This window comes from Amycolatopsis sp. NPDC059027 (assembly GCF_042739735.1).
Lineage (GTDB): Bacteria > Actinomycetota > Actinomycetes > Mycobacteriales > Pseudonocardiaceae > Amycolatopsis.
On the sequence record NZ_JBHYIK010000037.1, the window covers coordinates 39,246 to 62,386 of the forward strand.

At 68.9% G+C, this 23,141-nt stretch carries 22 protein-coding genes and 1 pseudogene; 11 read left to right on the forward strand and 12 right to left on the reverse strand.

Annotated features, from left to right (window positions below; translation table 11 throughout):
* Positions 1-17: 17 nt before the first annotated feature.
* Positions 18-758, forward strand: a complete 741-nt coding sequence (locus tag ACFWY9_RS25045) for a TetR/AcrR family transcriptional regulator (protein ID WP_378331040.1) — start codon at positions 18-20, stop codon at positions 756-758.
* A gap of 105 nt (positions 759-863) precedes the next feature.
* Positions 864-1,727 (forward strand): alpha/beta hydrolase-fold protein, encoded by an 864-nt coding sequence (locus ACFWY9_RS25050; protein WP_378331056.1) that lies wholly within the window; start codon positions 864-866, stop codon positions 1,725-1,727.
* Positions 1,728-1,745: 18 nt separating this feature from the next.
* Here the strand turns inward: ACFWY9_RS25050 and ACFWY9_RS25055 are convergent, their stop codons facing one another.
* The 5 genes from ACFWY9_RS25055 to tig all read right to left on the reverse strand — a co-directional run bounded on the left by ACFWY9_RS25055 (position 1,746) and on the right by tig (position 6,559).
* Positions 1,746-2,168, reverse strand: a complete 423-nt coding sequence (locus tag ACFWY9_RS25055) for a hypothetical protein (protein WP_378331041.1) — start codon at positions 2,166-2,168, stop codon at positions 1,746-1,748.
* A gap of 40 nt (positions 2,169-2,208) precedes the next feature.
* On the reverse strand, positions 2,209-3,504 hold the full coding sequence (clpX, locus tag ACFWY9_RS25060) for an ATP-dependent Clp protease ATP-binding subunit ClpX (protein ID WP_378331042.1): 1,296 nt from the start codon (positions 3,502-3,504) through the stop codon (positions 2,209-2,211).
* A 223-nt stretch (positions 3,505-3,727) separates the two neighbouring features.
* Positions 3,728-4,381, reverse strand: a complete 654-nt coding sequence (locus ACFWY9_RS25065) for an ATP-dependent Clp protease proteolytic subunit (RefSeq protein WP_378331043.1) — start codon at positions 4,379-4,381, stop codon at positions 3,728-3,730.
* Positions 4,382-4,407: 26 nt separating this feature from the next.
* On the reverse strand, positions 4,408-5,013 hold the full coding sequence (locus ACFWY9_RS25070) for a ClpP family protease (protein WP_378331044.1): 606 nt from the start codon (positions 5,011-5,013) through the stop codon (positions 4,408-4,410).
* Positions 5,014-5,164: 151 nt separating this feature from the next.
* Positions 5,165-6,559 (reverse strand): trigger factor, encoded by a 1,395-nt coding sequence (gene tig / locus ACFWY9_RS25075; protein ID WP_378331045.1) that lies wholly within the window; start codon positions 6,557-6,559, stop codon positions 5,165-5,167.
* 259 nt (positions 6,560-6,818) lie between these two features.
* Between tig and ACFWY9_RS25080 the strand changes: the two genes are divergently transcribed.
* Positions 6,819-8,354, forward strand: a complete 1,536-nt coding sequence (locus ACFWY9_RS25080; RefSeq protein WP_378331046.1) for a molybdopterin-dependent oxidoreductase — start codon at positions 6,819-6,821, stop codon at positions 8,352-8,354.
* A 78-nt stretch (positions 8,355-8,432) separates the two neighbouring features.
* Positions 8,433-9,941, forward strand: a complete 1,509-nt coding sequence (locus tag ACFWY9_RS25085) for a sensor histidine kinase (protein WP_378331047.1) — start codon at positions 8,433-8,435, stop codon at positions 9,939-9,941.
* Here the strand turns inward: ACFWY9_RS25085 and ACFWY9_RS25090 are convergent.
* Positions 9,929-10,522, reverse strand: coding sequence for a hypothetical protein (locus ACFWY9_RS25090; protein WP_378331048.1), 594 nt, complete (start codon positions 10,520-10,522; stop codon positions 9,929-9,931). The genes ACFWY9_RS25085 and ACFWY9_RS25090 overlap by 13 nt on opposite strands.
* Positions 10,523-10,809: 287 nt before the next feature.
* Here ACFWY9_RS25090 and ACFWY9_RS25095 point away from each other — a divergent pair, with 287 nt between their 5' ends.
* Positions 10,810-11,547 (forward strand): PP2C family protein-serine/threonine phosphatase, encoded by a 738-nt coding sequence (locus ACFWY9_RS25095; protein ID WP_378331049.1) that lies wholly within the window; start codon positions 10,810-10,812, stop codon positions 11,545-11,547.
* Between the two features lie 23 nt (positions 11,548-11,570).
* Here ACFWY9_RS25095 and ACFWY9_RS25100 read toward each other — a convergent pair whose 3' ends face one another.
* Both ACFWY9_RS25100 and ACFWY9_RS25105 read right to left on the reverse strand, forming a co-directional pair.
* Positions 11,571-12,062: a DUF2127 domain-containing protein gene (locus tag ACFWY9_RS25100; protein WP_378331050.1), complete on the reverse strand. Its 492-nt coding sequence runs from the start codon at positions 12,060-12,062 to the stop codon at positions 11,571-11,573.
* Between the two features lie 233 nt (positions 12,063-12,295).
* Positions 12,296-12,466 (reverse strand): annotated as a pseudogene (locus ACFWY9_RS25105) (zinc finger protein); the annotation flags it as partial.
* Between ACFWY9_RS25105 and ACFWY9_RS25110 the strand changes: the two are divergent.
* The 4 genes from ACFWY9_RS25110 (at position 12,411) to ACFWY9_RS25125 (ending at position 14,145) form a co-directional block, all read left to right on the forward strand.
* Entirely contained in the window at positions 12,411-12,632 is a 222-nt protein-coding gene (locus ACFWY9_RS25110; RefSeq protein WP_378340083.1) for a Scr1 family TA system antitoxin-like transcriptional regulator, read from the forward strand. The pseudogene ACFWY9_RS25105 and the gene ACFWY9_RS25110 sit on opposite strands and share 56 nt — an antisense overlap.
* The gene (locus tag ACFWY9_RS25115; protein ID WP_378331051.1) at positions 12,632-12,751 is read left to right on the forward strand and encodes a DUF397 domain-containing protein; all 120 of its coding nucleotides are present in this window, start codon (positions 12,632-12,634) and stop codon (positions 12,749-12,751) included. Before ACFWY9_RS25110 ends, ACFWY9_RS25115 begins: the two co-directional genes overlap by 1 nt.
* Complete coding sequence (locus tag ACFWY9_RS25120) at positions 12,744-13,274, forward strand: GNAT family N-acetyltransferase (RefSeq protein WP_378340061.1); 531 nt, start codon at positions 12,744-12,746, stop codon at positions 13,272-13,274. The genes ACFWY9_RS25115 and ACFWY9_RS25120 overlap by 8 nt, the downstream gene beginning before the upstream one ends.
* 163 nt (positions 13,275-13,437) lie before the next feature.
* Positions 13,438-14,145, forward strand: a complete 708-nt coding sequence (locus ACFWY9_RS25125) for an RraA family protein (protein ID WP_378340062.1) — start codon at positions 13,438-13,440, stop codon at positions 14,143-14,145.
* Between the two features lie 60 nt (positions 14,146-14,205).
* Here the strand turns inward: ACFWY9_RS25125 and ACFWY9_RS25130 are convergent, their stop codons facing one another.
* Positions 14,206-16,569, reverse strand: a complete 2,364-nt coding sequence (locus tag ACFWY9_RS25130; protein WP_378340063.1) for a GH92 family glycosyl hydrolase — start codon at positions 16,567-16,569, stop codon at positions 14,206-14,208.
* Between the two features lie 114 nt (positions 16,570-16,683).
* Between ACFWY9_RS25130 and ACFWY9_RS25135 the strand changes: the two genes are divergently transcribed.
* On the forward strand, positions 16,684-18,201 hold the full coding sequence (locus tag ACFWY9_RS25135) for a pentapeptide repeat-containing protein (protein WP_378340064.1): 1,518 nt from the start codon (positions 16,684-16,686) through the stop codon (positions 18,199-18,201).
* Here ACFWY9_RS25135 and ACFWY9_RS25140 read toward each other — a convergent pair.
* On the reverse strand, positions 18,191-19,648 hold the full coding sequence (locus ACFWY9_RS25140) for an amidohydrolase (protein WP_378340065.1): 1,458 nt from the start codon (positions 19,646-19,648) through the stop codon (positions 18,191-18,193). The two genes, ACFWY9_RS25135 and ACFWY9_RS25140, sit on opposite strands and share 11 nt — an antisense overlap.
* Positions 19,649-19,977: 329 nt before the next feature.
* On the reverse strand, positions 19,978-21,138 hold the full coding sequence (locus ACFWY9_RS25145) for an ROK family protein (RefSeq protein ID WP_378330693.1): 1,161 nt from the start codon (positions 21,136-21,138) through the stop codon (positions 19,978-19,980).
* A 99-nt stretch (positions 21,139-21,237) separates the two neighbouring features.
* Here ACFWY9_RS25145 and xylA point away from each other — a divergent pair, with 99 nt between their 5' ends.
* Positions 21,238-22,386 carry a xylose isomerase gene (gene xylA / locus ACFWY9_RS25150; protein WP_378330692.1) on the forward strand — a complete coding sequence of 383 codons (1,149 nt, stop codon included), beginning with the start codon at positions 21,238-21,240 and terminating at the stop codon, positions 22,384-22,386.
* A 9-nt stretch (positions 22,387-22,395) separates the two neighbouring features.
* Here the strand turns inward: xylA and ACFWY9_RS25155 are convergent, their stop codons facing one another.
* The gene (locus ACFWY9_RS25155; protein ID WP_378330691.1) at positions 22,396-22,704 is read right to left on the reverse strand and encodes an NIPSNAP family protein; all 309 of its coding nucleotides are present in this window, start codon (positions 22,702-22,704) and stop codon (positions 22,396-22,398) included.
* Positions 22,705-23,141: the final 437 nt, after the last annotated feature.

Genomic DNA, 23,141 nt, shown 5'->3' on the forward strand with positions numbered 1-23,141 from the left:
ATGGGATACTGGCAAGCATGAGCGACAAGCCCCGCGCCGCTGAGACCAAGGCCCGGCTGATCGACGCGGCCATCCGGCTGCTGTCCGACGGCGGCCCCGAAGCGCTCCAGGCCCGCAAGCTCGCCGCCGAAGTGGGCGCGTCGACGATGGCCGTCTACACCCACTTCGGCGGGATGGGCGCGCTGGTCGACGCGGTCGCCAGGGAGGGCTTCCTCCGGCTGTCGGCGCATATGGCGCGGGTCGCCGAGACCGACGACCCGGTGGCGGACCTGTTCAGGCTCGCCCTCGCCTACCGGCGCGCCGCGGCCGAGAACCCCCAGCTGTTCGCGGTCACCTTCGGCCAGTCCGCTCCCAGCGGGCAACGGGCCCAGCTCACCGACCTGACCAGCGAAGCGGGCCGGTCCGAACCCCATGAGGGCATCGAGGCCTTCGGCTACCTCCTGCGCGGCGCCGAGCGCGCCATCGAAGCCGGCCGCTTCAAGGCAACCGATCCGCTCGCCGCCGCGTTTCAGTTGTGGAGCGCATTACACGGTTTCGTCACTTTGGAGACATCGGGTCACTTCGGCACCACGGACCACGGGGTTGATCACGTTCTGTTACCGCTCAGCGTCACGCTGGCAGTGGGTCTCGGGGACAGCCCCGAGGCGGCGAAGGCCTCGAGTGAGGTGGCTATCACCGGATGGCGGGAAGCCATCGGAAACGTCGGTGGGTCGTGCGACGATGTCCAGGTCAAGGGGCAATCGGAGGGACAGGGCTAGGTGAAGGAAGACGACGGTGCCCGGCAGGGCACCGCCGGGGACGGCGAGCACGCGACGGCTCGCCGGGTTCGTGGTGCCCGCACCTGGCTCAGCCGCCGCTCGGTACTGATCGCGGGAGCTTCGGGACTCGCTGTAACCGGCCTCGCGGCGGGCACGGCCACCGGCCAGATGCCGTTCGGCAACGCGCTGCAGCGCGCGATCGGCGTCGCGTCGTCCAACCCCGCGACCCAGCTCGGCGCCCCTCGGGTGGAGCGGGTCTATTCCCACGCGCGTGGCCGCGAGGTCGACCTGGTGCTCATGCTGCCGACCAAGGTGCACCAGCCCGGCCTGCCGATGTCGCTCCTGTTGCACGGCCTGCACGGCAACGCCCGTAGCGCGGCCCCGACCGGCCTGCTCAAGCAGCTCAGCAGCGAGGTCGCCCGCAAGGCGGTGCCCGCGTACGGCTTCGTCGCCGTCGACGGCGGTGACAACTACTGGCACGAGGTGCGCCGCGGCGACGACCCGATGGCGATGCTGCTCGAAGAGGTCCCGCAGTGGCTGAAGGCCCGTGGCCTCGCCGGCCGGGACGGGTTGCCGTTCGCCTGCACCGGCCTGTCGATGGGCGGGTTCGGCGCGCTGCTCTACACGCGGCGCCGGGTGGAACGCCGCCAGCCGCCCGCCGCGGTCGCGGCACTGGCGCCCGCGTTGATGACGTCGTGGACCGAGATGAACAAGCGGCACGCGTTCCGGGACGCGGCCGACTGGGGTTCGATGGATCCGCTGCGCTTCGTCAACCAGATCAAGAGCGTGCCCGCCGGGATCTGGTGCGGTACCGAGGATTCCTTCATCACCGGCGTCCGCCGCTACATCGCCGAGTCCCAGCCGATGGTCGCCTACACCGCGCGAGGCAAGCACGGCGACTCGTTCAACCGCACCGTGGTGCCGAGCGTGGTGGGCTTCCTCGGGAAGCACGTGCCGCGGACGGCGTGACGCGCGGCGGTCAGCAGGTCAGGAGACCCAGCGCGCGATCACGGACATCAGCCAGAACCCGAGGGCCGTGGCCACCACGAAGAACAGCGACCAGGTGAGCAACGGGCCGCGGCTGTCCCGCACGTCCCGGATGCGCCACAGCGTGTAGCCCGAAACCGCGAACAACGGGAGCGGGAGCAGCGGCAGCGGCGACAGCCGGGTGACGACGGCGACCAGGCAGGTGCCGGTGAACACGACGAGCATGCCCAGCAGTGCCTTGTGCAGCCACGGGAACCGCCGGTACATCGAGAAGACCACGCGCTCGCTGAGCTCGCGGATACCGCCCACCTCACCGTCGGACTCGACGGCTCTGGCGGGTTCGGCGGCCTGGTTCTCCCCGCCGGGTGCGGTCAGCGGCACGGTGTCTTCCTGGGCTGTGTCATCCCGAAAGAGGGCGGTCATCCTGAAATTCTCTCAGAGCCCCCGAACGGGGCAGCCGGCACTAGGCCGACTTCTCCCCGCGCTCGCTGCGGGCCCGCCGCGACGGCTGCCGCGCGACGATCGTCGGGTTCACGTTCTCACGCACGGTCTGCTCGGTGATCACGACCTTCGCCACGTCGTCGCGGCTCGGGATGTCGTACATGACCGGCTGCAGCACCTCTTCCATGATGGCGCGCAGACCACGGGCACCGGTACCGCGCAGCACCGCCTGGTCGGCGATCGCCTCGAGCGCGGTCTTGGTGAACTCGAGCTCGACGTTGTCCATCTCGAAGAGCTTCTTGTACTGCTTGACCAGCGCGTTGCGCGGCTGGGTCAGGATCGAGACCAGCGAGTCCTTGTCCAGGTGGTTGACCGTGGCGACCACCGGCAATCGGCCGATGAACTCCGGGATCAGCCCGAACTTGATCAGGTCCTCCGGCATGGTCTCGGAGAAGATGTCGCTCTCCTCGATCTCGGCCTTGGTGCGGATCTCCGCGCCGAAGCCGAGGCCGCGCTTGCCGACCCGCTCGTTGATGATCTTCTCCAGCCCGGCGAACGCGCCGGCCACGATGAACAGCACGTTCGTCGTGTCGATCTGGATGAACTCCTGGTGCGGGTGCTTGCGGCCGCCCTGCGGCGGCACCGAGGCGGTGGTGCCCTCGAGGATCTTCAGCAGCGCCTGCTGCACACCCTCGCCGGACACGTCGCGGGTGATCGACGGGTTCTCCGACTTGCGGGCGATCTTGTCGACCTCGTCGATGTAGATGATGCCGGTCTCGGCGCGCTTGACGTCGTAGTCGGCGGCCTGGATCAGCTTGAGGAGGATGTTCTCGACGTCCTCGCCGACGTACCCGGCCTCGGTGAGCGCGGTGGCGTCCGCGATGGCGAACGGCACGTTCAGCAGCTTGGCCAGCGTCTGCGCGAGGTAGGTCTTGCCGCAGCCGGTGGGGCCGAGCATCAGGATGTTCGACTTCGCCAGCTCGACGGACTCCTCCTTGGAGTCCTTCGGCCCGGCCTTGTCGTCGGCCTGGATGCGCTTGTAGTGGTTGTAGACCGCCACCGCGAGGGTCCGCTTGGCGTCGTCCTGGCCGATGATGTACTGCTCGAGGAACTCGTGGATGTCCGCGGGCTTGGGCAGCTCGTCGAGTTTGACGTCACCCGCCTCGGCCAGCTCCTCCTCGATGATCTCGTTGCAGAGGTCGATGCACTCATCGCAGATGTAGACGCCGGGCCCGGCAATGAGCTTCTTCACCTGCTTCTGGCTCTTCCCGCAAAAAGAGCATTTCAGCAGGTCTCCGCCGTCACCGATCCGTGCCATGGCCGTTGACCTCGTCCCCTCCGGCGCGGGGGTCCGCGCCTGACTGTGTTGCCGCCCACCCGGTCACCCGCGACCAGGTGGAGCCTCACGCATTGCCACTGACGGTACCCGTCCGACACCGCGAGCGGGAACACCCGCGGCCCCAACCGAGCAAGCCAGAGAACGACACTAAACCAGGAAGCCGGTGCATGTCGTCTTCTCGACACGCACCGGCCCGGCGGATCTAGTTGGCCGACCCCTTACGGTACGGCAGCACCTCGTCGATGATGCCGTACGCGAGCGACTCTTCGGCGGTGAGGATCTTGTCCCGCTCGATGTCGGCCTTGATCTGCTCGACGTCCTTGCCCGTGTGCTTGGCCAGGATAACCTCCATCTGGCGCCGCACCCGCTGGATCTCGTTGGCCTGGATCTCCAGGTCGGAAACCTGGCCGTAGGTGCCCTCGGTGGCGGGCTGGTGGATCAGCACGCGGGCGTTGGGCAGCGCGAGGCGCTTGCCCTTGGTGCCGGCGGCCAGCAGCACCGCGGCGGCCGAGGCGGCCTGGCCGAGGCAGACGGTCTGGATGTCCGGGCGGACGAACTGCATGGTGTCGTAGATCGCCATCAGCGAGGTGAACGAACCACCCGGCGAGTTGATGTACATGCTGATGTCGCGGTCCGGGTCCTCGTGCTCGAGGTGCAGCAGCTGGGCCATCACGTCGTTGGCCGACGCGTCGTCCACCTGCACGCCGAGGAAGATCGTCCGCTCCTCGTACAGCTTGTTGTACGGGTTGGACTCCTTGACGCCGTAGCTCGTGCGCTCCACGTAGGACGGGAGGATGTACCGCGACTGGGGGACGTTGCCGGCCGGGAAGTCACCCGGGAGCCGGAAGTTGCTCATGAGAGGTCTCCTGTGTGCCTTCGCGCTCAGTTGGTCGAGTTCGGACGGTTGCCCGCGGTCAGCACGTGGTCGACGAAGCCGTAGTCCTTCGCCTCCTGCGCGGTGAACCAGCGGTCGCGGTCGCCGTCCTTGATGATCTGCTCGACGGTCTGCCCGGTCTGCTCGGCCGTGATCTTGGCCAGCTCCTGCTTCCACTTGTTGAACACCTCGGCCTGGATGGCGATGTCGGAGGCGGTACCGCCGACACCGGCCGAGGGCTGGTGCATGAGGATGCGGGCGTGCGGCAGCGCGTACCGCTTGCCCGGGGTCCCCGAGGAGAGCAGGAACTGCCCCATGGAAGCCGCCATGCCCATCGCGTAGGTCGCGACGTCCGGGCGGATCAGCTGCATGGTGTCGTAGATGGCGAACCCGGCGGTCACCGAGCCACCCGGCGAGTTGATGTAGAAGGTGATGTCGGACTCGGAGTCGTCCGCGTCGAGCAGCAACAGCTGCGCGGTGATCCGGTTGGCGACCTCGTCGTTCACCTCGGAACCGAGGACCACGATGCGCTCGGAGAGCAACCGCTCGAACACCGAGTCGGTCAGGGTGAGCCCCGCGGTGCCGGTCCGGGCCTCGGGCTTGTGCTGCGTCACGTCTGCCTGCCTTTTCGCCGCCGACGGCCCTCTGTGTCCCAGCGGGCCGCCTCGTTTCCAGATGCTCAAGATCTTGCAATCGACCCTAACGAACTCGGGCGGTGCAGAATGCCTGACACCGCCCGAGTTCGCTCAGAGCTTCATGAGGAGATCACTCCGCCGGAGTCTTCGCCGTCTCCTCGGTGACCTGCGTCTCCTCGGTTGCCCCGGCATCCGCCTCGGGGGTCTCCTCACCGAACAGCTCGGTGAGGTCGACCTCGGCGCCGGAGGCGTCGGTCACGGTGGCCTTGCGGACGACCGAGGCGAGCGCCTTGCCGCGGCGGACGTCGGCGAAGATCGCGCTCAGCTGACCGGACTGCTGGGCCCGCTGGACGTACTCGTCGGGGCTGATGCCGAAGCGCTGGGCCTGGTAGATGATCCGCTCGGTGAGCTCGCCGTCGTTGACCGAGGTCTTCTCCTCGTCGGCGATGGTGTCGAGCAGCAGCTGCGTGCGGACGGCCTTCTCGGACTCGGTGCGGACCTCGTCGTTGAACTCGTCCAGCGTGCGGCCCTCGGCTTCCAGGGCCTTGGCGAACTGCGCCTCGTCGTGGTCGAACGGGTGGACCGCGTCGTGCTTGCGGTTCTCGATCTCGGACTCGAGGACCTTCTCCGGGATCGGGACCTCGGTGCGCTCGAGCAGCTCGTCGAGGACCTTGTCACGGGCCTGGACGCCCTGCTGCATCTTCTTGACGCGGCCCAGCCGCTCGCGCAGATCGGCCTTCAGCTCGTCCAGCGTGTCGAACTCGCTGGCGAGCTGGGCGAACTCGTCGTCGGCCTCGGGCAGCTCGCGCTGCTTGACGGTCTGGACGGTCACCGTGACCTCGGCGTCCTTGCCGGCGTGCTCACCGGCGACGAGCTGGGTGGTGAACGACTTGGTCTCGCCGGCGTTCGCGCCGATGATCGCGTCGTCGATGCCGTCGACCAGCTGACCGGAGCCGATCTCGTAGGACAGCCCCGTGGTGGAGGCCTCCTCGACGGCCTGGCCGTCCACGGTGGCGGCGAGGTCGATCGAGACGAAGTCGCCGTTCTCGGCCGGGCGCTCGACACCGGTCAGGGTGCCGAAGCGGGCACGCAGCTCGTCGAGCTGCTCGTCGACCTCGGCGTCGGTCAGCTCGACATCGTCGACGCTGATCGTGAGGCCTTCGAGGTCGGGCAGGGTGATCGCCGGGCGGACGTCGACCTCCGCGGTGAACTCCAGGACCTCGCGGTCCTCGAGCTTGGTCACCTCGAACTCGGGCTGGCCCAGCGTGCGGACCTCGCCGGCGCGGACGGCCTCGATGTACTTGGCCGGGATGGCCTCGTTGACGACCTCGTCGAGCACCGGGGCGCGCCCGATCCGGCTTTCCAGGACGCGAGCGGGTGCCTTTCCGGGCCGGAAACCGGGGATGCGCACCTGCTGGGCGATCTTGCGGTACGCGGCGTCGAAGTTCGGCTTGAGCTCGTCGAACGGCACCTCGACATTGATCTTGACTCGCGTCGGGCTGAGCTGCTCGACGGTGCTCTTCAAGGTCTTCTCCTCGAGCGGTAAACGATGTGAGTGGTCAATCCATGCGAATTGCCCCGGTCACCTGCTACGGACCGGGAGAACCGAGTCTAGGCCAGCCGCCTGCCGCCACCCGGTCCGGGGGCGCCGGATCGTCCGCGGGGCGTGTCCCGTCGCGCGAGCGGGGGTGCCGGGGCCTAAGGTCGGCCTCCCGGACCGCGTTCCTGGACACTCCGTGTCACTGCCTTTACGCTGTGTCAATAGCCCTCTCCGAGGAGGTCGGATGGCTGTGCCGGATCCGTTGCGGTACCCGATGCGCCGACGGGCGGACGGGCAGTTCGAGCGGGTCTCGTGGCGGGTCGCGCTCGCCGAGATCGGCGGGCGGCTGCGGCGGCTGGTGCGCGCCCACGGCGGCGGCGCGGTGGGCTGGTACTTCGGCGACCCGCTCGCCTTCTCCCGCACGGAACCGGCGGAACCGCCGTGGCACGAGGACTTTCTGCGCGCGCTCGGCACCGGGCACGTCTACTCGGCCGGGGCGCAGGACATCACCAACCGGTTCGTCGCGAGTCACCTCCTCTATGGGCCGACGCACCGGGTGCCGGTCCCCGACCTCGCCCGCACGGACCTCGTCCTCGCGCTCGGCGCGGGCCCGGCGGACGGCCCGGAAGCGCCGAGGATCCGGAAGCAGCTGCGGGCGGTGACCGGCTGCGGCGGACGGGTCGTGGTGCTGGATCCGGTGCGGTCGGAGACGGCACGGGCGTTCGAGCACGTCCCGCTGCTGCCCGACGGCGACCCCTGGCTGCTGCTGGCACTGCTGAACGTGATCTTCGCCGAGGGCAGGGAACACGTCAGGACACTGCACCGGACCGTCGGCGCCGAAACGCTGCGCCGCATCGTGACCCCGCACACCCCGGAAGCCACCGAATGGCACACCGGCGTCCCCGCCGACCGCGTGCGCGGGCTCGCGCGGGAGATCGCCCGCGCCGAACGTGCCGTCGTCTACGGCCGCGCCGGGACGTGCGCCGGGCCGTTCGGCCCGCTCGTCGCCTTCCTGCTCGACGCCGTCACGATCGTCACCGGCCACCTCGACAGCGAGGGCGGCCTGGTGGCCGATCGCGAGGCGTTCCCGCTGGAGACGATCGCCGAACGCGCCGGGCTGCTCGGCGCCCCGGCGGGCGGCACGCTCGACGTGCTGGGCACACTCCCCGCGGCCATGCTCGCCGTGAAGTCCACCTCACCCGGCCCGGACCGGCTGCGGGCGCTGTTCGGCTCCGACGGCAACCCCGCGCTGGCGGCACCCGACGCCGCCGAACTGGAGTCCGCGATGCGGGGGCTCGACCTGTTCGTGTCGATGGGCCGGTACCTCGACGACACCAGCAGGCTCGCCCACTACCTGCTGCCGACCACTCCCTGTCCGGACGCGGACGGCGAGGCACGCACGGAACAACGGATCGTCGAGGATCTCGCGCTGCGGGCCGGAATCGTGCCGGTACTCCCCGCCGTGCTGCACCGGATCGGCCGTCCGCTGGCGGATTTCCGGCACCGCCGGGGCACTTCCGTCGTGACGCGAGCCGAACCGGCCGACGGCGGCTACCTGTTCGGCGAACCGCCCGGCCCGCGGATTCCGGTGCCCGCGCGACGAGTCCGGCTGGCACCGCCGGTGATCGTGGCCGAGGTCACCCGCCTCTCCGAACGCTCCGACACCGTGCCCGCCGTGCCGCTGAAGGAGATCGCGGTCCACGCCGAGAACGCCTGGCTGTACGACGAAACCCTGATGCGGCGCGCGCGGCGGCTGGCCCCGCGTGCCGCGTCGACGTGACCGGGCCGAAATCGGCCACACAGCCGCTTCACAGGCAGTACACATCGGACGCACACGGCGCCCGCGCACGCTCGAACCATGGCAGCACCGGCGAGGACGGAGACGCGCCGGTGGCACCGGCTCGCCCGGCTTCCGCTGCGCACGAAGCTCATCGCGTCGATGCTGCTCCTGCTCACCGTGGTCTGCCTGATCATCGGTGTCGTCAGCGAATTCGCGCTGAGTGCCTTCCTCACCCGGCAGACCGACAGCCAGCTCTACGCCGCCGCGGGCCGGGCGCGGGAGTTCGCCGCACGCGTGCCGTCCGGTGGCCCGCCGAGCGGACGCAGCCCGCTCAACGCGCCCGGACAGGCGGCGGGGACGGTGACCGCCCAGGTCTCCGACGGCGAAGTCGTCGACGCGGCAACACTTTCCGCACACGGCCAGCGACAGGAACTCACCGACGATCAGGAGGACGTGCTGCTGGCCGTCCCGGTCGACGGCAAGCCGTACACCCGGTCGCTGGGTGATCTCGGGGAGTACCGGCTGGCGGCGTTCGCCGTCCCCAGGGGCGTCGTCGTCACGGGCGTCCCGTTGAAGCCGATGCACGACACGCTGCTGACCGTCGGCCTGATCCTGTTCGGGGTCGCCGCGGCCGGGCTCGTCGGCGCGGGCTTCCTCGGCGCGTTCGCCGTCCGCCGCACACTGCGCCCGCTCGACCGCGTCGCCGCGACGGCGAGCCGGGTTTCCGAACTCCGGCTCGATCGCGGGCACGTGGCTCTCGAAATCCGGGTCCCGGCGGCGGACACCGATCCGCGGACCGAGGTCGGCCAGGTCGGCGCGGCGCTGAACCTCATGCTGGGCAACGTCTCGCAGGCGCTGGAAGCCCGTCATGCCAACGAAACCCGCGTACGCCGGTTCGTCGCGGACGCCAGCCATGAACTCCGGACTCCCCTGGCCGCGATCCGCGGTTACGCCGAACTCGCCGAACGGGGAAGCGCTCTCGTGCCCCCGGACGTCGCCCATTCGATGACCCGGATCCGGTCCGAAGCCGACCGGATGACCACGCTCGTCGAGGATCTGCTGCTGCTCGCCCGGCTCGACGCCGGCCGCCCGCTCGACGCCGGCGAGGTCGACCTGACCCGGCTGGTGGCCGACGCCGTCGGCGACGCGCACGTCGCCGGACCGGCGCACCACTGGCAGCTGCGGCTGCCGCCGCATCCGGTGCCGGTCTTCGGCGATGTCCAGCGGCTGCACCAGGTACTGGCGAACCTGCTCGCCAACGCCCGCACGCACACCCCGCCGGGCACGACCGTGGTCACCGCGCTGACGCTTTCACCGGAAGGAAGCCCAAACGGAAGCGCTGTCCTGACCGTCACCGACGACGGCCCCGGCATCGCGCCGGAGCTGCTGCCGAGCGTGTTCGAACGGTTCGCGCGCGGGGATTCCTCGCGCTCGCGGGCGGCGGGCAGCACCGGGCTCGGGATGGCGATCGCGGCCGCCGTCGTCACCGCGCACCACGGAACCATCGGAGTCCACAGTGGACCGGGCCGCACCGAGTTCACGGTGCGGTTACCGGTGGGCCCCCGCGGCGGTTTTCACCGTGGCTGACCGGACCGCCCGACGTACGCCTCGCCGCGCGGGGAAAGGCGATAGCCGACTTCGAGACTGAGCGTGAGGCCCAGATCCTTGAGCTTGCGGACATTCCGCTTGAACACCAGCAGATCGTCCCAGCCGAGTTCCGCGGCCAGCTCCGCCGCGCGACGTCCCGGGTGCGCGGCGATCGCGGCGAGTGTCTCGGCGGTCCACGCGCCACGCGGATTCGCTGCGTCGAACCGGGTCAGCCGCGCCTCGATGTCGGTGACGTCTTTTTCGGTCAGCTCGGCACTTTCGGCCAATCGCGTGCGCGGATCGGGCTCGTCGACGCGGTGGAAGCGGACGCGGTACAGCGGCGTCTCGGGGTTGCCCCGCAGATCGGCGATCAGGGCGGCACGATCTTCGTACCCGGCCTGGGCGGCGTCGGCGTCAGTGAGGTCGTCCTCGGTGACGTGCTCGACCGCGTCGACCTCGATCATGCCCGTACCGGTGCGGTAGCGGTGGCCCGCGATCGCCTTGTTGCGCGCCCAGCGGCGCACCATCAGCGTCACCGTGCCGGCCTCGATCCCGGCCCGCAGCCGCTGCTCGAACAACATGCGCCCATCGTACGGCCCGCGTCCGCCGGTCTCGCAGGTCCTTTGTGGACGGCGAGGTGCCGAAGGACGCCTTGCGTGCGTTCAGTGCACTGAAGGCGTCCTTCAGCACCGCCAACGCACTGAAGGCGTCCTTCAGCCCGGTCGGCCACGTCCGGGTGAAACCGGGCGAATGTGGGCTGCGCGACATCGGGAAGATCGTCAGGAATGCCTCACGAACGCCTCAGCCTTAGCACAGGAAAGAAGCGGATCCTGATCTCAAGGGGGTTCGCTCGGGCGAGGAGGACGCCATGATCGGGGTACGCCGGGGGCAGTACTGGCACACCGCCAGCGCGCGGGGTCCGCGCGCGAACAATGCCGACGCCGTCGGCGCGTACGCCGTGAAGGGCGGCCCGGGGCTCGTTTTCGCGCTCGCGGACGGCGTCGGCGATTCGCCCGACGCCGCCCGCGCGGCCCGCACCGCGGCGGCGACGGCGGCCCGCGCGAACATCGCGGACGGTCCGGTCGCGGCGATCCTGGCCGCCCAGCGCGCGGTGCACGCGCTCGGCGGAGACGGTGACGCGGTGCTCGTCGTCGCGATGCCGACGGCCACCGGCTACCGCATCGCCTGGGTCGGCGACGTGCGGGCGTACGCCTGGGACGGCGTCCTGCTCAGCCAGCTCACCACGGACCACACGCTCGCCCAGTACTTCCGCGCCCGGCACCAGCCGACCACGCCGCGCATGGAGCACATGGTCACCACCAGCGTCCGCACCACGCACCCGCACGAGATCGGCACCGCCGAGCTCACCGGGTCCGGCGGTCTGCTGCTCAGCAGCGACGGCGTGCACAAGACGGTGCCGCTGGCGACGATGCAGCACATCCTGGCCGACCCGGCGGGCAGCGCGCAGGGCCTCGTCGACAGGGCGATGGCGCTGGGTGGCACCGACAACGCGACGGCACTCTTCGTCGAACCGCTCGCGGACGCCGTCACCGGCCGCATCGACACCGGTGACGCGGTCACCGCCCGATTTCCCCTCGCCGCGTGAGCCAGGCCCGTGACCGGGCTTGATCACTTGATCGAACGCTCGCGTTTGAGCTGCCGGTACTCCCTGAGCACCAGCACGATGATCACCACGTCGAGTGCGGCGAAGAACGGCAGCGCGATCGAATGCGTGTGGATCGCGCGGATGACCTCGTAGACGACGAACGCGGCCAGCACCAGCGCGGCCACCGGGTAGGCCCGGACGATCTTGCGGGCCAGCGCCCACACCAGGCCGAGCTTGATCAGGCCGTGCGCGAAGAGGTAGGCGACCGCGAACGTCTTCGTACCGCCGTTCACGAAGTCCTCGGCAGCCTGCTGGAAGTGGTGGGACAGCGTGCCGCCGGGGTCGCCGAGCAGGTCGCGGGCGAGCACGGCGTGGGTGAACCCGGTGACCACGGAGCCGGGGACGAACGCCAGGATGACCGCGCCCACGACCTGGAGCAGGCCGTCCAGGCCCTTCAGCGCGATCGCGATCCGGAAGAGCTTCTCGGTGGTGCTTGTCGACGTCCCATCGGCCATACGGGCCAGCTTGCCCCAAACGGCCGACGGCTGCATCAGGAGGAATCAGGAGGTCGAGGTGCGTTCCGGGCGCTTCGGGCACTTCGCGTGGCGGGCGGCGCGGCCGGTGGGATCGGTGCCGTAGAAGGGAAAGCAGGCAGCGTCGCCAGGACGGCGGCGTTGAGCGGCGAGAGAGCCCCGAAAGTCGCGAAGGCGGTCGAGAAGGCGGTCGAGAAGGCGTACGTCGCTCTCAATCACCGATGCTGCAGCCATGCCTTCTCGCACGATGTACACGTCGGATCGAACCAATTCCCTCCGAGCGCGAGAACGTCTTCGCGCATTACGACGACTTCGACGCCGCAGAGGGTTGTGAAATATTCTCGCGGCCGAGGAACAAAAGCGCCGTCGAAGGCGTGGCGCTTCCCTTCAGCCTGCTCGCAGCCTGTCGTATACCTGGAGCACTACCGCGGGAGCGGCTTCCTGTCTGATGAAAGGGATGTCGCGGACTACCGAGAACTCGCTAAGGTCCTAGGCAAGAAGGCACTGGGCGAGGAAGCCTCGCGGGAGCTACTCGTGGAGGCATCGGGATAGTGGAGGTCGCGATCGAGGCGGTAGTGGGCATCCGCGACACCAAGGACCGTCCTGGCGGTCAGCTGACCGTCTCCCATCAGGCCTGGTCAGCAGCCCTCGACAGCCTCCGGCATGGCTGATCCGGCGGTCCGGCTGCGCCCGGTCGGCGTGGCTGATCTGGAGATGTTCCGCCGCTTCGCCACAGAACCAGGGCTGATCGGTCTCGACTGGTCCGGTTTCCGCGACGCCCAGGCCCCAGCACGACGTTTCGCGGAGGACGGCTACCTCGGCACCGAGGACAGCCGCCTCATCGTCGAAGTCGACGAGCAGGACGTCGCGGGCTTCGTGAGCTGGAGCGCGGGCAGCTACACCCGCGACGCGAAATACTGGGAGATCGGCATCGCCCTGCTCCCCGAGTGGCGCGGCAAGGGCATCGGCTGGCGCGCCCAGGCCATGCTGTGCGACTACCTTTTCGCGCACACGCCCGTCCAGCGTATCCAGGCCGCCACCCACCCCGAGAACCTCGCCGAGCAAAAATCCCTCGAAAAGGCCGGTTTCCACCTCGAAGGCGTCGTCCGCGCCTGCGAGTTCCGCGCGGGCCACTGGCGCGACGGTCACCTCTACAGCCGCCTCCGCACCGACCCCGCCCCTCCCACCTCCTGAGATCTCCCCCCAATCACGCGAGTTCCGCCTCCCATCACGCGACTTCCGCGCCTGATCACGCGAACCGACCCTCCAAGCACGCGAACCGACCCTCCAGGCACGCGAGTTTCCGCGCTGTGCCAAGGGAGTGTACGGTCCTCGGCTTCCTGACTAGAGTCGCGGAATGGACCTCGAGAAGCTGAGACAGCGGTTCGCGGCACTGACCTGCGCCCATCTCACGGACGCGTGCGTCCGCGCTCATGTCCCGGTGCGGTGCGCACCTTCGTCCGTGCAGGCCGCGGTGGCGGGCACCCGGCTGATCGGCCGGGCCGCACCCGCCCGGCACGTCGGCAGCGTGGACGTCTTCCTCGAGGCGTTCACGAACGCGGAGCCCGGCGGCGTGCTGGTGGTCGACAACGGCGGCCGGACGGACGAGAGCTGCGTCGGCGACCTGGTCGTCCTCGAGGCGCAGGCGGCCGGGCTGAGCGGCGTCGTGATCTGGGGCCTGCACCGCGACAACGCCGACATCCGGGCGATCGGGCTGCCGGTGTTCAGCATGGGGTCGATCCCGACCGGGCCGCTGCTCCTGCAGAGCCGTCCGGCCAACGCGCTGGAATCCGCCATCGTCGGCGAATGGACCGTGACCCGCGACGATCTCGTGCTCGGCGACGACGACGGCGTCCTGTTCGTCCCGGCCGACCGCGCCGACGAGCTGTTCACGCTCGCGGAGACGATCCGCGACACCGAACGCCGTCAGGCCGAGCAGATCCGCTCCGGCGACACGCTGCGCAAGCAGCTCCACTTCGACGCTTTTCTCACCGCGCGCCGGAAAAACCCCGCCCACACCTTCCGCGAACACTTGCGTTCCATCGGCGGCGCCATCGAGGAGTAGCAATGCCGTTAAGGCCACCTTACGGGCGTCTGACGCCCGTAAGGTGGCCTTAACGGAACTTCAGCGCGCGTCCAGCAGGGCCGGGGGCGCGGCCTGGGCGGACGTGCCCCACGAGGTGGGCTTGCCACTCAGGGTGAAGCGGATCTTCCCGGCGCCGAGCAGATCCTCGTGGCTCAGCCAGCTCTTCGCGAGCGAGCGATTGTGAACGTCCACAGAGGACACATACTGCAGCTTCGACGCACTCGCGCCCGGCGCGTCGATCTTCAGCTTCTTGCCGCCGTCCGGCCGGATCTCGACCTTCTCGAACATCGGCGCGCTCAGCAGGTACGTCCCCGAGCCGGGCTGCGCCTCGAACACGCCCGCCATCGCGAACACGAGCCACGACGAGATCGTGCCGAGGTCGTCGTTGCCGGGCATGCCGTACGGCGTGTCGGTGAACAACGTCCGCGCCGCGCGCATCACGGCCGACGTCTTCCACGGCGCGCCCGTCCACGCGTACATCCACGGCGCGTGCAGGTCCGGCTCGTTGTTGGGGTTGAACGCGAAGTTGTTGTGATAGTCGTACGCGCCGTGGACCCACGAGTCCTTGGCGGCCTTCGCCGGGTTCTGCAGGAGCAGCGGCATGTCGAAGAACGTGTCGAGCCGCTTCTCCGCCTGCGCCGCGCCACCCATCAGGCCGAACAGCTTCGTGGTGTCCTGCTGCGCCAGCCACTGGTACTGCCACGGCGTGCCCTCGTGGAAGCCGGTCGACTTGGCCGGATCGGGGTCGCCGACGCCGGTGCCGTCCGCCGCCTTGGTCCGCGGAAATCCGGTGTAGCCCTTGGACTGCACGCCGTTGTCCCACAGCTTCGTGAAGTTGTCACAGCGCGCGGCGAGCGTCTTCGCCTTGTCCTTCTCACCGAGTCCGGTGGCCATTGTGGACAGTGCGCAGTCGGCCAGCGCGTACTCCAAAGTGGCCGAACCCGCCTGACGCGTGTCGCCGAACTTGTAGCCGGGGACGTCCTGGTAGCCGATCCAGCCGTTCTTGACGTACGTCGGGTTGCCGTCACGTCCACGGAAGCTCGACTGGTCCTGCGGAACCTCGTTGACGTTCTTCCACAGCGCGTCGAACAGCTGGCGCGCGGTCTTGTTGTCGAGCAGTCCCCGGCGGTAGTTGTCGACCACCCACGGCGTCACCGGATCGCCGCTCATCACGTTCGTCTCGCCCTGACCGAGCGCCCAGCGCGGCACCCAGCCACCGTCTTGGTAGATCTTGAGCACGGACTTCGTCATGTCCGCGGCCCTGTCCGGATGCAGCAGCGCGACGAGCTGGTTCTGCGAGCGGTAGGTGTCCCACAGCGAGAACATCTGGTAGTACGGCGAATCGCTCTTGTGGACCTTGTCGTCGAAGCCGCGGTACTTGTTGTCCACATCGGACCCGAGCGACGGGTGGAGCAGCGAGCGATAGAGCGCGCTGTAGTACGTCCGCTGGTCGGCGGTGGTGCCGCCCGCGACGCGCATACGGTCCAGTTCCTCGCGCCAGGTCTTGTTCGCGGCCTTGTGGGCCTTGTCGAACGACCTCGGCTGCTCGGCGACGCGGTTGCCGCGCGCACCGTCGATCGAGGTGTACGAAATCCCGACCGAGGCGCCGACCTGCTTACCCGCCTTCGGGTCAAAGCTCAGCCACGCACCCGTGCGCCCCGCGCCGAACTGGGCGTCGCGCTGGCTCGGCGTCAGTTTGCCGTCGACCCAGGTGCCGAACGAGGCGAACTTCCGGTCGAATTTGGCGCTGAAGAAGATCTTGTAGCGCTCCTTCTGGGTCTCCCAGCAGAAGTTGCCGCCCTGGAGCCAGCCTTCGACGGTGTCGTCGCCGACGACGTGCACCTCGCCCGCGTAGCTGTAGCCGTTGCTCTCGGTGGCCTCGATGAAAACGTTGTCAGTGGTGGCGCCGGCGGGGAAGGTGTAGCGGTGCTGGCCGGTGCGTTCGGTGGTGGTCAGCTCGGCGTTGATGCCGTTGTCCAGTTTCACACCGTAATAGCCGGGTTCCCGTGATTCGTTGGCATGGTTGAACTTCGCGCCGTACTGCGCTGGGTCGGAGGAGGTGACCGCGCCGGTCGTCGGCATGAAGCGGAAGTTGCCCATGGTCTGGCAGCCGACGCCGGAGAGATGGGTGTGGCTGAAGCCGAGGATCTTGTCCTGCGCGTAGTCGTAGGAGGCGTACTTTTTGAGCTGGGTGTCCGGGGACAGCTGCACCATCCCGAACGGCGAGGCGGCGCCCGGGAACGTCGTCCCGTCGCCGTTGTTGCCGATCGACGTGTCTACCAGCTTCGTCGGATCGTCCGCGAACTTCGGGCCACTCTCGGCCGACGCCGCGGGCGCCGCCACCGTGGCGGCCCCGAGCGTGCAGGCGAGCACGGCGGCGAAGACCCGGTTTCGCGCTCTCATCGCGATGGTTCCTCTCTGACAACGTTGTCATGACGCGTATCCATCGATCCTCACCGATGGGCACGATTCCGTCAATCCCGCCGTTGGTCGTGACGGATGGGCTACAAAGAGTCCATGGAGCGACCGGAGCCGGACTGGCCGACCTGCGATCAGGTGGACGAGCAGGGCGAGCCCTGCGTCGGCTTCCGCGCCGAAGACATCGGCCGATGCCTGAACCACCTGACGCCGGAGCAACTCGACCGATTCCTCTCTCGGCTGTCTCCGGGCGCACCCCTCGCGGCACCAGGTACCCGCCTGCTCCCCGAGTGGTGGGACCGAATCCTCGCCGTCACACAGTTTTCGCTCGGCGATGTCGACGTGCGGTGGGCCAGGTTCCCGGGCTGGGTGTCGTTCGTCGATGCGAAGTTCACGGGAGAGGCGAAATTCTCTCACGCGACGTTCGAACAGAGCCCGTCATTCGACCGCGCCGAATTCTCCCGGGAAGCCAGATTCGACGGTGTGGATTTTCGCGTAGGAGCGTCGTTCGCGAAGGCCAAATTCAACGAGAAAGCCGAATTCCAGGCAGGCAGCTTCGGTGGCCACGGCGTGTTCACCGAGGCAAGCTTCGACGGAGAGGTCATCTTCGATCAAGCGCGGGCATTCAATTCTTTGGTGTTCGACAAGGCGACATTCGACCTCGGCGAACGGCAAAGACTACTGCTCGACGCGGCAGATCTGAGCTTTGATCTGGCGACCTTCAAGAACCCTGTCGTGCTCGAGATCAAGGCCGGTACGGTGTCGTGCGTAGCCACCCGATTCGAGGGCTCGACCACCGTGCAATTGCGGAATACGGCCGCGACCATGGATCGCGCGGTGTTCACTGCCCCGTCATCGATCACCGCGGCACCCGCCACGCCGGCGGTCGACAGGTACGAGCCGGGATTGTTTTCGTTGCGTGACGTAGATGTGAGCAATCTGACGATCATCGATGTCGATCTGCGGGTCTGCGCATTCGGCGGCGCCCTTCATCTCGACAAACTCCGTTTGGAAGGCGACTGCCGATTCGGCGAACCGCCCCCGGGTATCCACGTCGGACGGGCATGGTTTCCGGTCTGGCGCTGGACATGGCGAGCGGTCATCGCCGAGGAGGCCGTCTGGCGTGCCACGACAGCCAAAGGAATCGGATGGGCCGACTACGGGCCCGCATTGAACGCCAAGCGGATCGCGAATCTGTACCGGCAGCTCCGCAAAGCGCGGGAGGACAGCAAGGACGAGCCCGGAGCGGCCGACTTCTACTACGGCGAAATGGAAATGCGGCGCAACGACCGCCTCGCGTCACTGGCCGAACGTGCCATCCTTACCCTCTACTGGGCCACGTCCGGTTACGGGCTTCGCGCGAGCAGGGCGTTCGTCTTTCTCGTCGTTCTCCTTCTGCTGTCCGGGTTCTTCTTCCAGCACTTCGGGATCATCGGCGTGTCACTGTCCTATGGGGACGGTTTGCTCGACGTCATCGGCTCCGCGATGGGGCTGGACGTCGTCAAGCCCGAGACGCTCAGCCGGCCGGGCCACATCCTGCGGATGCTCGTACGGATCGGGTCTCCGCTCTTCCTCGGGCTCGCGTTGCTGGCCGTGCGCAACCGCGTCAAGCGCTGACGTGGGTGAGGCGCCCCGCGAGCAGGGTCGCCGTGATCGGCATCGCGCGCAGGTCGGCCGGGGACAGGTGCGACGGGTCGGCCGCGGTGATCATGAGGTCGGCGACGTCGCCGACCGCGATCCCCCGGCGCCCGCCGGACGCGGCGGCGAGCGCGTCGGCCAAGGGGATGGCTTGTTCGGGGTGCCAGGCGGGGCGGTCGTCGTCGGTGCGGCCGACGGCGGAGGCGATGCCGTCCCACGGGTCGAGCGGGGAGACCGGCGCGTCCGAGCCGATTTCCAGGCGTGCGCCCGATTCCAGCAGCGCGCGGTACGGAAAGGCGCGGTCGGTGCGGCCGTGCCAGTGGCGGTCGGCGACGTCGCGGTCGTCGGGCTGGTGAGCGGGCTGCACGCTCGCCACGACGCCGAGTCGCGCGAACCGCGGCACATCGCGGGGGCTGAGCAGCTGCGCGTGCTCGATACGTCCCGTGCAGCCGAGTTCGGCGAACGCGTCGAGCGCGATCGTGTTGGCCTGGTCCCCGATCGCGTGCACCGCGGGCGCGAGGCCGTTTTCCGCGGCCTTGCGCATGAGCGGCACGAGTTCCTCCGGCGGAAGCTCCAGTAACCCCACCGTATCCCCTTCCGGATAGGGATCGTGGCAGTAGGCCGTTCGGGTGTTGAGGGAGCCGTCGACGAACAACTTGAACGGGCCCACCCTGAGCAGGCCGTCCGAACCCGGGAGGACGTCGCCGGTCCGGTGCCCGCGTTCGATGGCGGTGTCGAGCAGATGCCGTGCGATCACGCAGCCGATGCGCGCGTTCAGCGGGCCGTCCCCGAGTCGTCTGGTCCAGTCCGTGACCGTGTCGGCGTATTCGTAGTCGACGATCCCGGTCACACCGCGCGCGTTGGCCGCGGCGACGGCCTCGGCGACCCAAGCGTCCTGGACGTCCACCGGAGCCGACGGCAGTTCGGCCGTCGCGCTCATGCAGTCGTTCTCCAGCAGGACCCCGGTCGGATGATCCCGCCCGATCAGGCGCAACGCCGCCGGGCTGAGCCACAGCGTGTGCAGATCCGCGCTGAACAACGCGACCGGGCGCCCCGGCAGCGCGTGCTGCAGCAGATCCTTGTGTGGTTTGTCCGGCCACAGGCCGTCCCGGAATCCGGCGCCCACCACGAGTTCCTCGGGACGCCCCGGCGTCGCGAGCAGATGCGCGAGCAGCAGCTCGACCGCCTCCGCCGCGGATTTCGCGGCGTCGAGGGAAATCCGGCGGCGGAACGTCGACCACTGCACGACGTGTACATGGGCATCCACCAGGCCGGGCAGCAGCGTTCCGCCGTGCCCGTCGATCACCCGCGTCGCCGAACCCTCGCCGGGGCCGGTGATCGCGGCGATCCGGCCGTCCGAAATCAGCACGTCCGCCGGCTCACCGCCGAGTCCCGGCCGCACCCGGCGCAGCAGAAGATCGTCCATGGCCACAGCCTGCCAGTCCGATCGGGTGAACACGAGCGGCAATCCGTGGGATTCCGGAATTTTCCGGGTATCCCATGCATTGAAGTACATGAAGAACATGGCAGCCGTCGCCCGCCGAAGGGTCAGGGCCGGTTAGGAGCGCCGCCTTCACAAGCCGCGCAGGGTTCGACTCCCTCGGTTGCCGCTCGAGTTTTGTTCGGAGGCCTGGCGGCCTCCTCCCAGTGCTCTGTTTCCTTGTGGGGGGCGCGCCCCCCCCCCCCCCCCGTGCGGGGGGGTGCGGGAACACCGGGGGGTCGGGTACTGGGTGCCCGGGGGCCCCCTCCGGTGCGTCAGCGTGTGCGGGACAGAAACCTGGTGGGAGTGGCGAGGACTTGGTGCACGATGAGGCCTGCGGCGCCCAGGGTCGCGGCCTGGCCGCCGAGCTGGGAAGGGATCAGAGTGGGCGGCGTGGTGCGCAGCTTGACCAGGCGGTCGGCGAGAATGCGTTCGATCGGCGGAGCCAGCCAGTCGAACAACGGCGCGTAGATCCCGCCGAGCACGACACGGTCGAAATCCAGCAGGTTGACCGTCGAGGTCAGGGCGATGCCGAGCGCCCGCGCCGCCTCCCCGCACGCCTTCACGGCCAGGTCTTCCCCGCGCTCCAACCGGGTCAGCAGCTCCGCGACCGTCTCGACGTCGCCCGCCGCGGTGAGGATCGCCTCTTGACCGGCGGCGGTTTCCAGGCACCCCGCTCCCCCGCACCGGCACCTCGGCCCGCCGGGCGAGACGACGACGTGACCGAGTTCGCCGGCCAGCCCGCGTGCCCCGTGGAACAGCTCGCCGCCGACGACCAGTCCGGCGCCGATGCCGATTTCCCCTGATACATAAAGGAAATCCCGTTCACCGGCGCCGAACCACAGCTCACCGAGCGCGGCGAGGTTCGCTTCGTTGCCGAGTACCGTCTCCACCGGGAGCCGCAGCATCTCGACGGCGTGGACGTCGTGCCAGCCGAGGTTCGGCGCGTTGAGCAGCACTCCGCCGGCGACCGGCCCGGACATCGCCAGGCCCGCTCCGGCGACGTCGAGGCCGAGGCGACGGGCCTCCGCCATCGCCTCGATCGCCAGCGTCCGCAACTGGGCGATGACGCGCATCGCGGGCTTGCCCCGGTTGTCCTGCCCACGTCGTCTGGTGAACCGGACACGCTGCGCGAGGTCGAGCAGGCACACGGCGATGTAGTCGACGTTGATCTCGCACCCGAGCGCCGCGACCCTGTCACCGCTCAGCACGACCTCGACGCCGGGGCGCCCGCGTTCCCCGGCGCGGGCGGGGCCGGACTCGGCGAGGATTCCCGCCTCGATCAGATCACCGACCATTTTGGACACTGTGGACTTGGTCAGCCCGGTGCGTTCGGCGAGCGCGGCGCGCGTCTGCGGCCCGCCTCGCTGGACGGCGTCGAGCACCACGCCCAGGTTGCGGGCACGCATCGAATCGTGACGGACCGGCTGCGTCATGACGGAGTTCCTCCCGTCCCGCACTCTAGCCGCCCTTGACGAGCGGTGGCCCGTGCCAGCATATTTAGTCTACAACGCGAACTAAATGGAGGAGCCGTCATGAGCGCGTTCGTCCCGGTGCCGGGCGACAAGTTCTCCTTCGGACTCTGGACCGTCGGGTGGCAGGCGAACGACCCCTTCGGGGCCGCCACGCGGGCACCCGTCGATCCCGTGGAAAGCGTGCACCGGCTGGCCGAGCTGGGCGCCTACGGTGTGACCTTCCACGACGACGACCTGCTGGCGACCGAGCCGGACCGGGACAAGGCGGTGGTGCGCTTCAGGAAGGCGCTGGCCGAGACCGGACTGGAAGTCCCGATGGCGACGACGAACCTGTTCACGCATCCGGTGTTCAAGGACGGCGGGTTCACCAGCAACGACCGCGACGTGCGCCGGTTCGCTCTACGGAAGGTGCGGCGCAACCTCGACCTCGCGGCCGAACTCGGCGCGCGGGTGTATGTCCTGTGGGGCGGCCGGGAGGGTTCGGAATCCGATGCCGCCAAGGACGTCCGCGCGGCGTTGTCGCGCTACCAAGAGGCGTTGGACGTGCTGGCGGAGTACGTCGTCTCGCAGGGCTACGACGTCCGGTTCGCGTTGGAGCCCAAGCCGAACGAGCCGCGCGGGGACATCCTGCTGCCGACGATCGGGCACGCGCTGGCTTTCATTTCGCGGCTGGCGCGGCCGGAACTGTTCGGGGTGAACCCGGAGGTCGGGCACGAGCAGATGGCCGGGCTGAACTTCGTGCACGGGGTCGCGCAGGCGCTGTGGCACGGGAAGCTGTTCCACATCGACCTCAACGGCCAGCGGGGCCCGAAGTTCGATCAGGACCTGATCTTCGGCCACGGCGATCTGGCGAGCGCGTTCTTCCTTGTGGACCTGCTGGAGCACGGCGGCTATCACGGCCCGCGCCATTTCGACTACAAACCCGCGCGGACCGAGGACCCGGACGATGTCTGGACCACGGCGGCGGCCAACATGCGGATGTACCTGATCTTGAAGGCGAAATCCCAGGCGTTCCGGGAAGACCGCGAAGTCGCCGAACTACTGGACGCCGCGCGTGTTCCGTCGCTCGGCGTGCCGACCTTGGCGCCCGGCGAGAACCTGGACGATCTCGAAGCGGATTCGTTCGACGTCGAGGCCGCCGGGCGGCGCGGGTACCACTTCACGCGGTTGAACCAGCTGGCGCTGGAACATCTTCTCGGTGTCCGGTGAGTTCGGAGGTCAGTCCGGCAGGAGCGGTCGCATGAAGCTGCGTTCGTAGCGCAGGACGCAGCCGCTCTCGTCCCGGATCCTGTCGGCCTCGACGAAGTCGGGATCCTTGCCGAACAGGGTCCGGTACTGCTCGTAGGCGGCGAGACTGGGGAAGGTGAACAACGCCAATGCCTTGTCGCTCGCGCCTTCGGCGGGGAGGAAGTATCCGTGATGGGTTCCGCCGTGCGCGTTCACCAGCTCCATCCAGCGACGGCCGAAGCGCTCGAACGCGTCGATCCTGCGCGGATCGATGACGTACTCGACGACACAAGTGATCATGCCGGAAGCGTAGGCGCCGAGAGGGAGCCCGGGTAGCCCTTGGAGTACGGCGGGAGGTTCCCGTTTACGCGTCCATTGTGGACTTACGTGGAGCAAGACCCCACGGCGCATCGCACCGGCTCGGCGCCCTGCCATCGTATAGGGCTTCCCCCACCCTCTCCGGGGGACGGCCCTGGGCCAGTCTATCGCCCGGGTACGACAAAAGGCGGGGCTCGGGTGGGACGCGGGGCGAGTTGTCCACAATGGCGCCCCAGCACGACTCCCCTGTGGACAACCGCCAACACACACCGGGAAACCGTTCGCAGGCAAGGGAAAGCGATGCCGTCAAGGCCACCTTACGGGCGTCTGAAGCCCGGAATGTGGGCGTTTACGGAGCGGGTGGGGGCGATCGGGGCGGGGGTGGCCGCGGCCCGGGACGGGGTGTGGACACGCCCCCG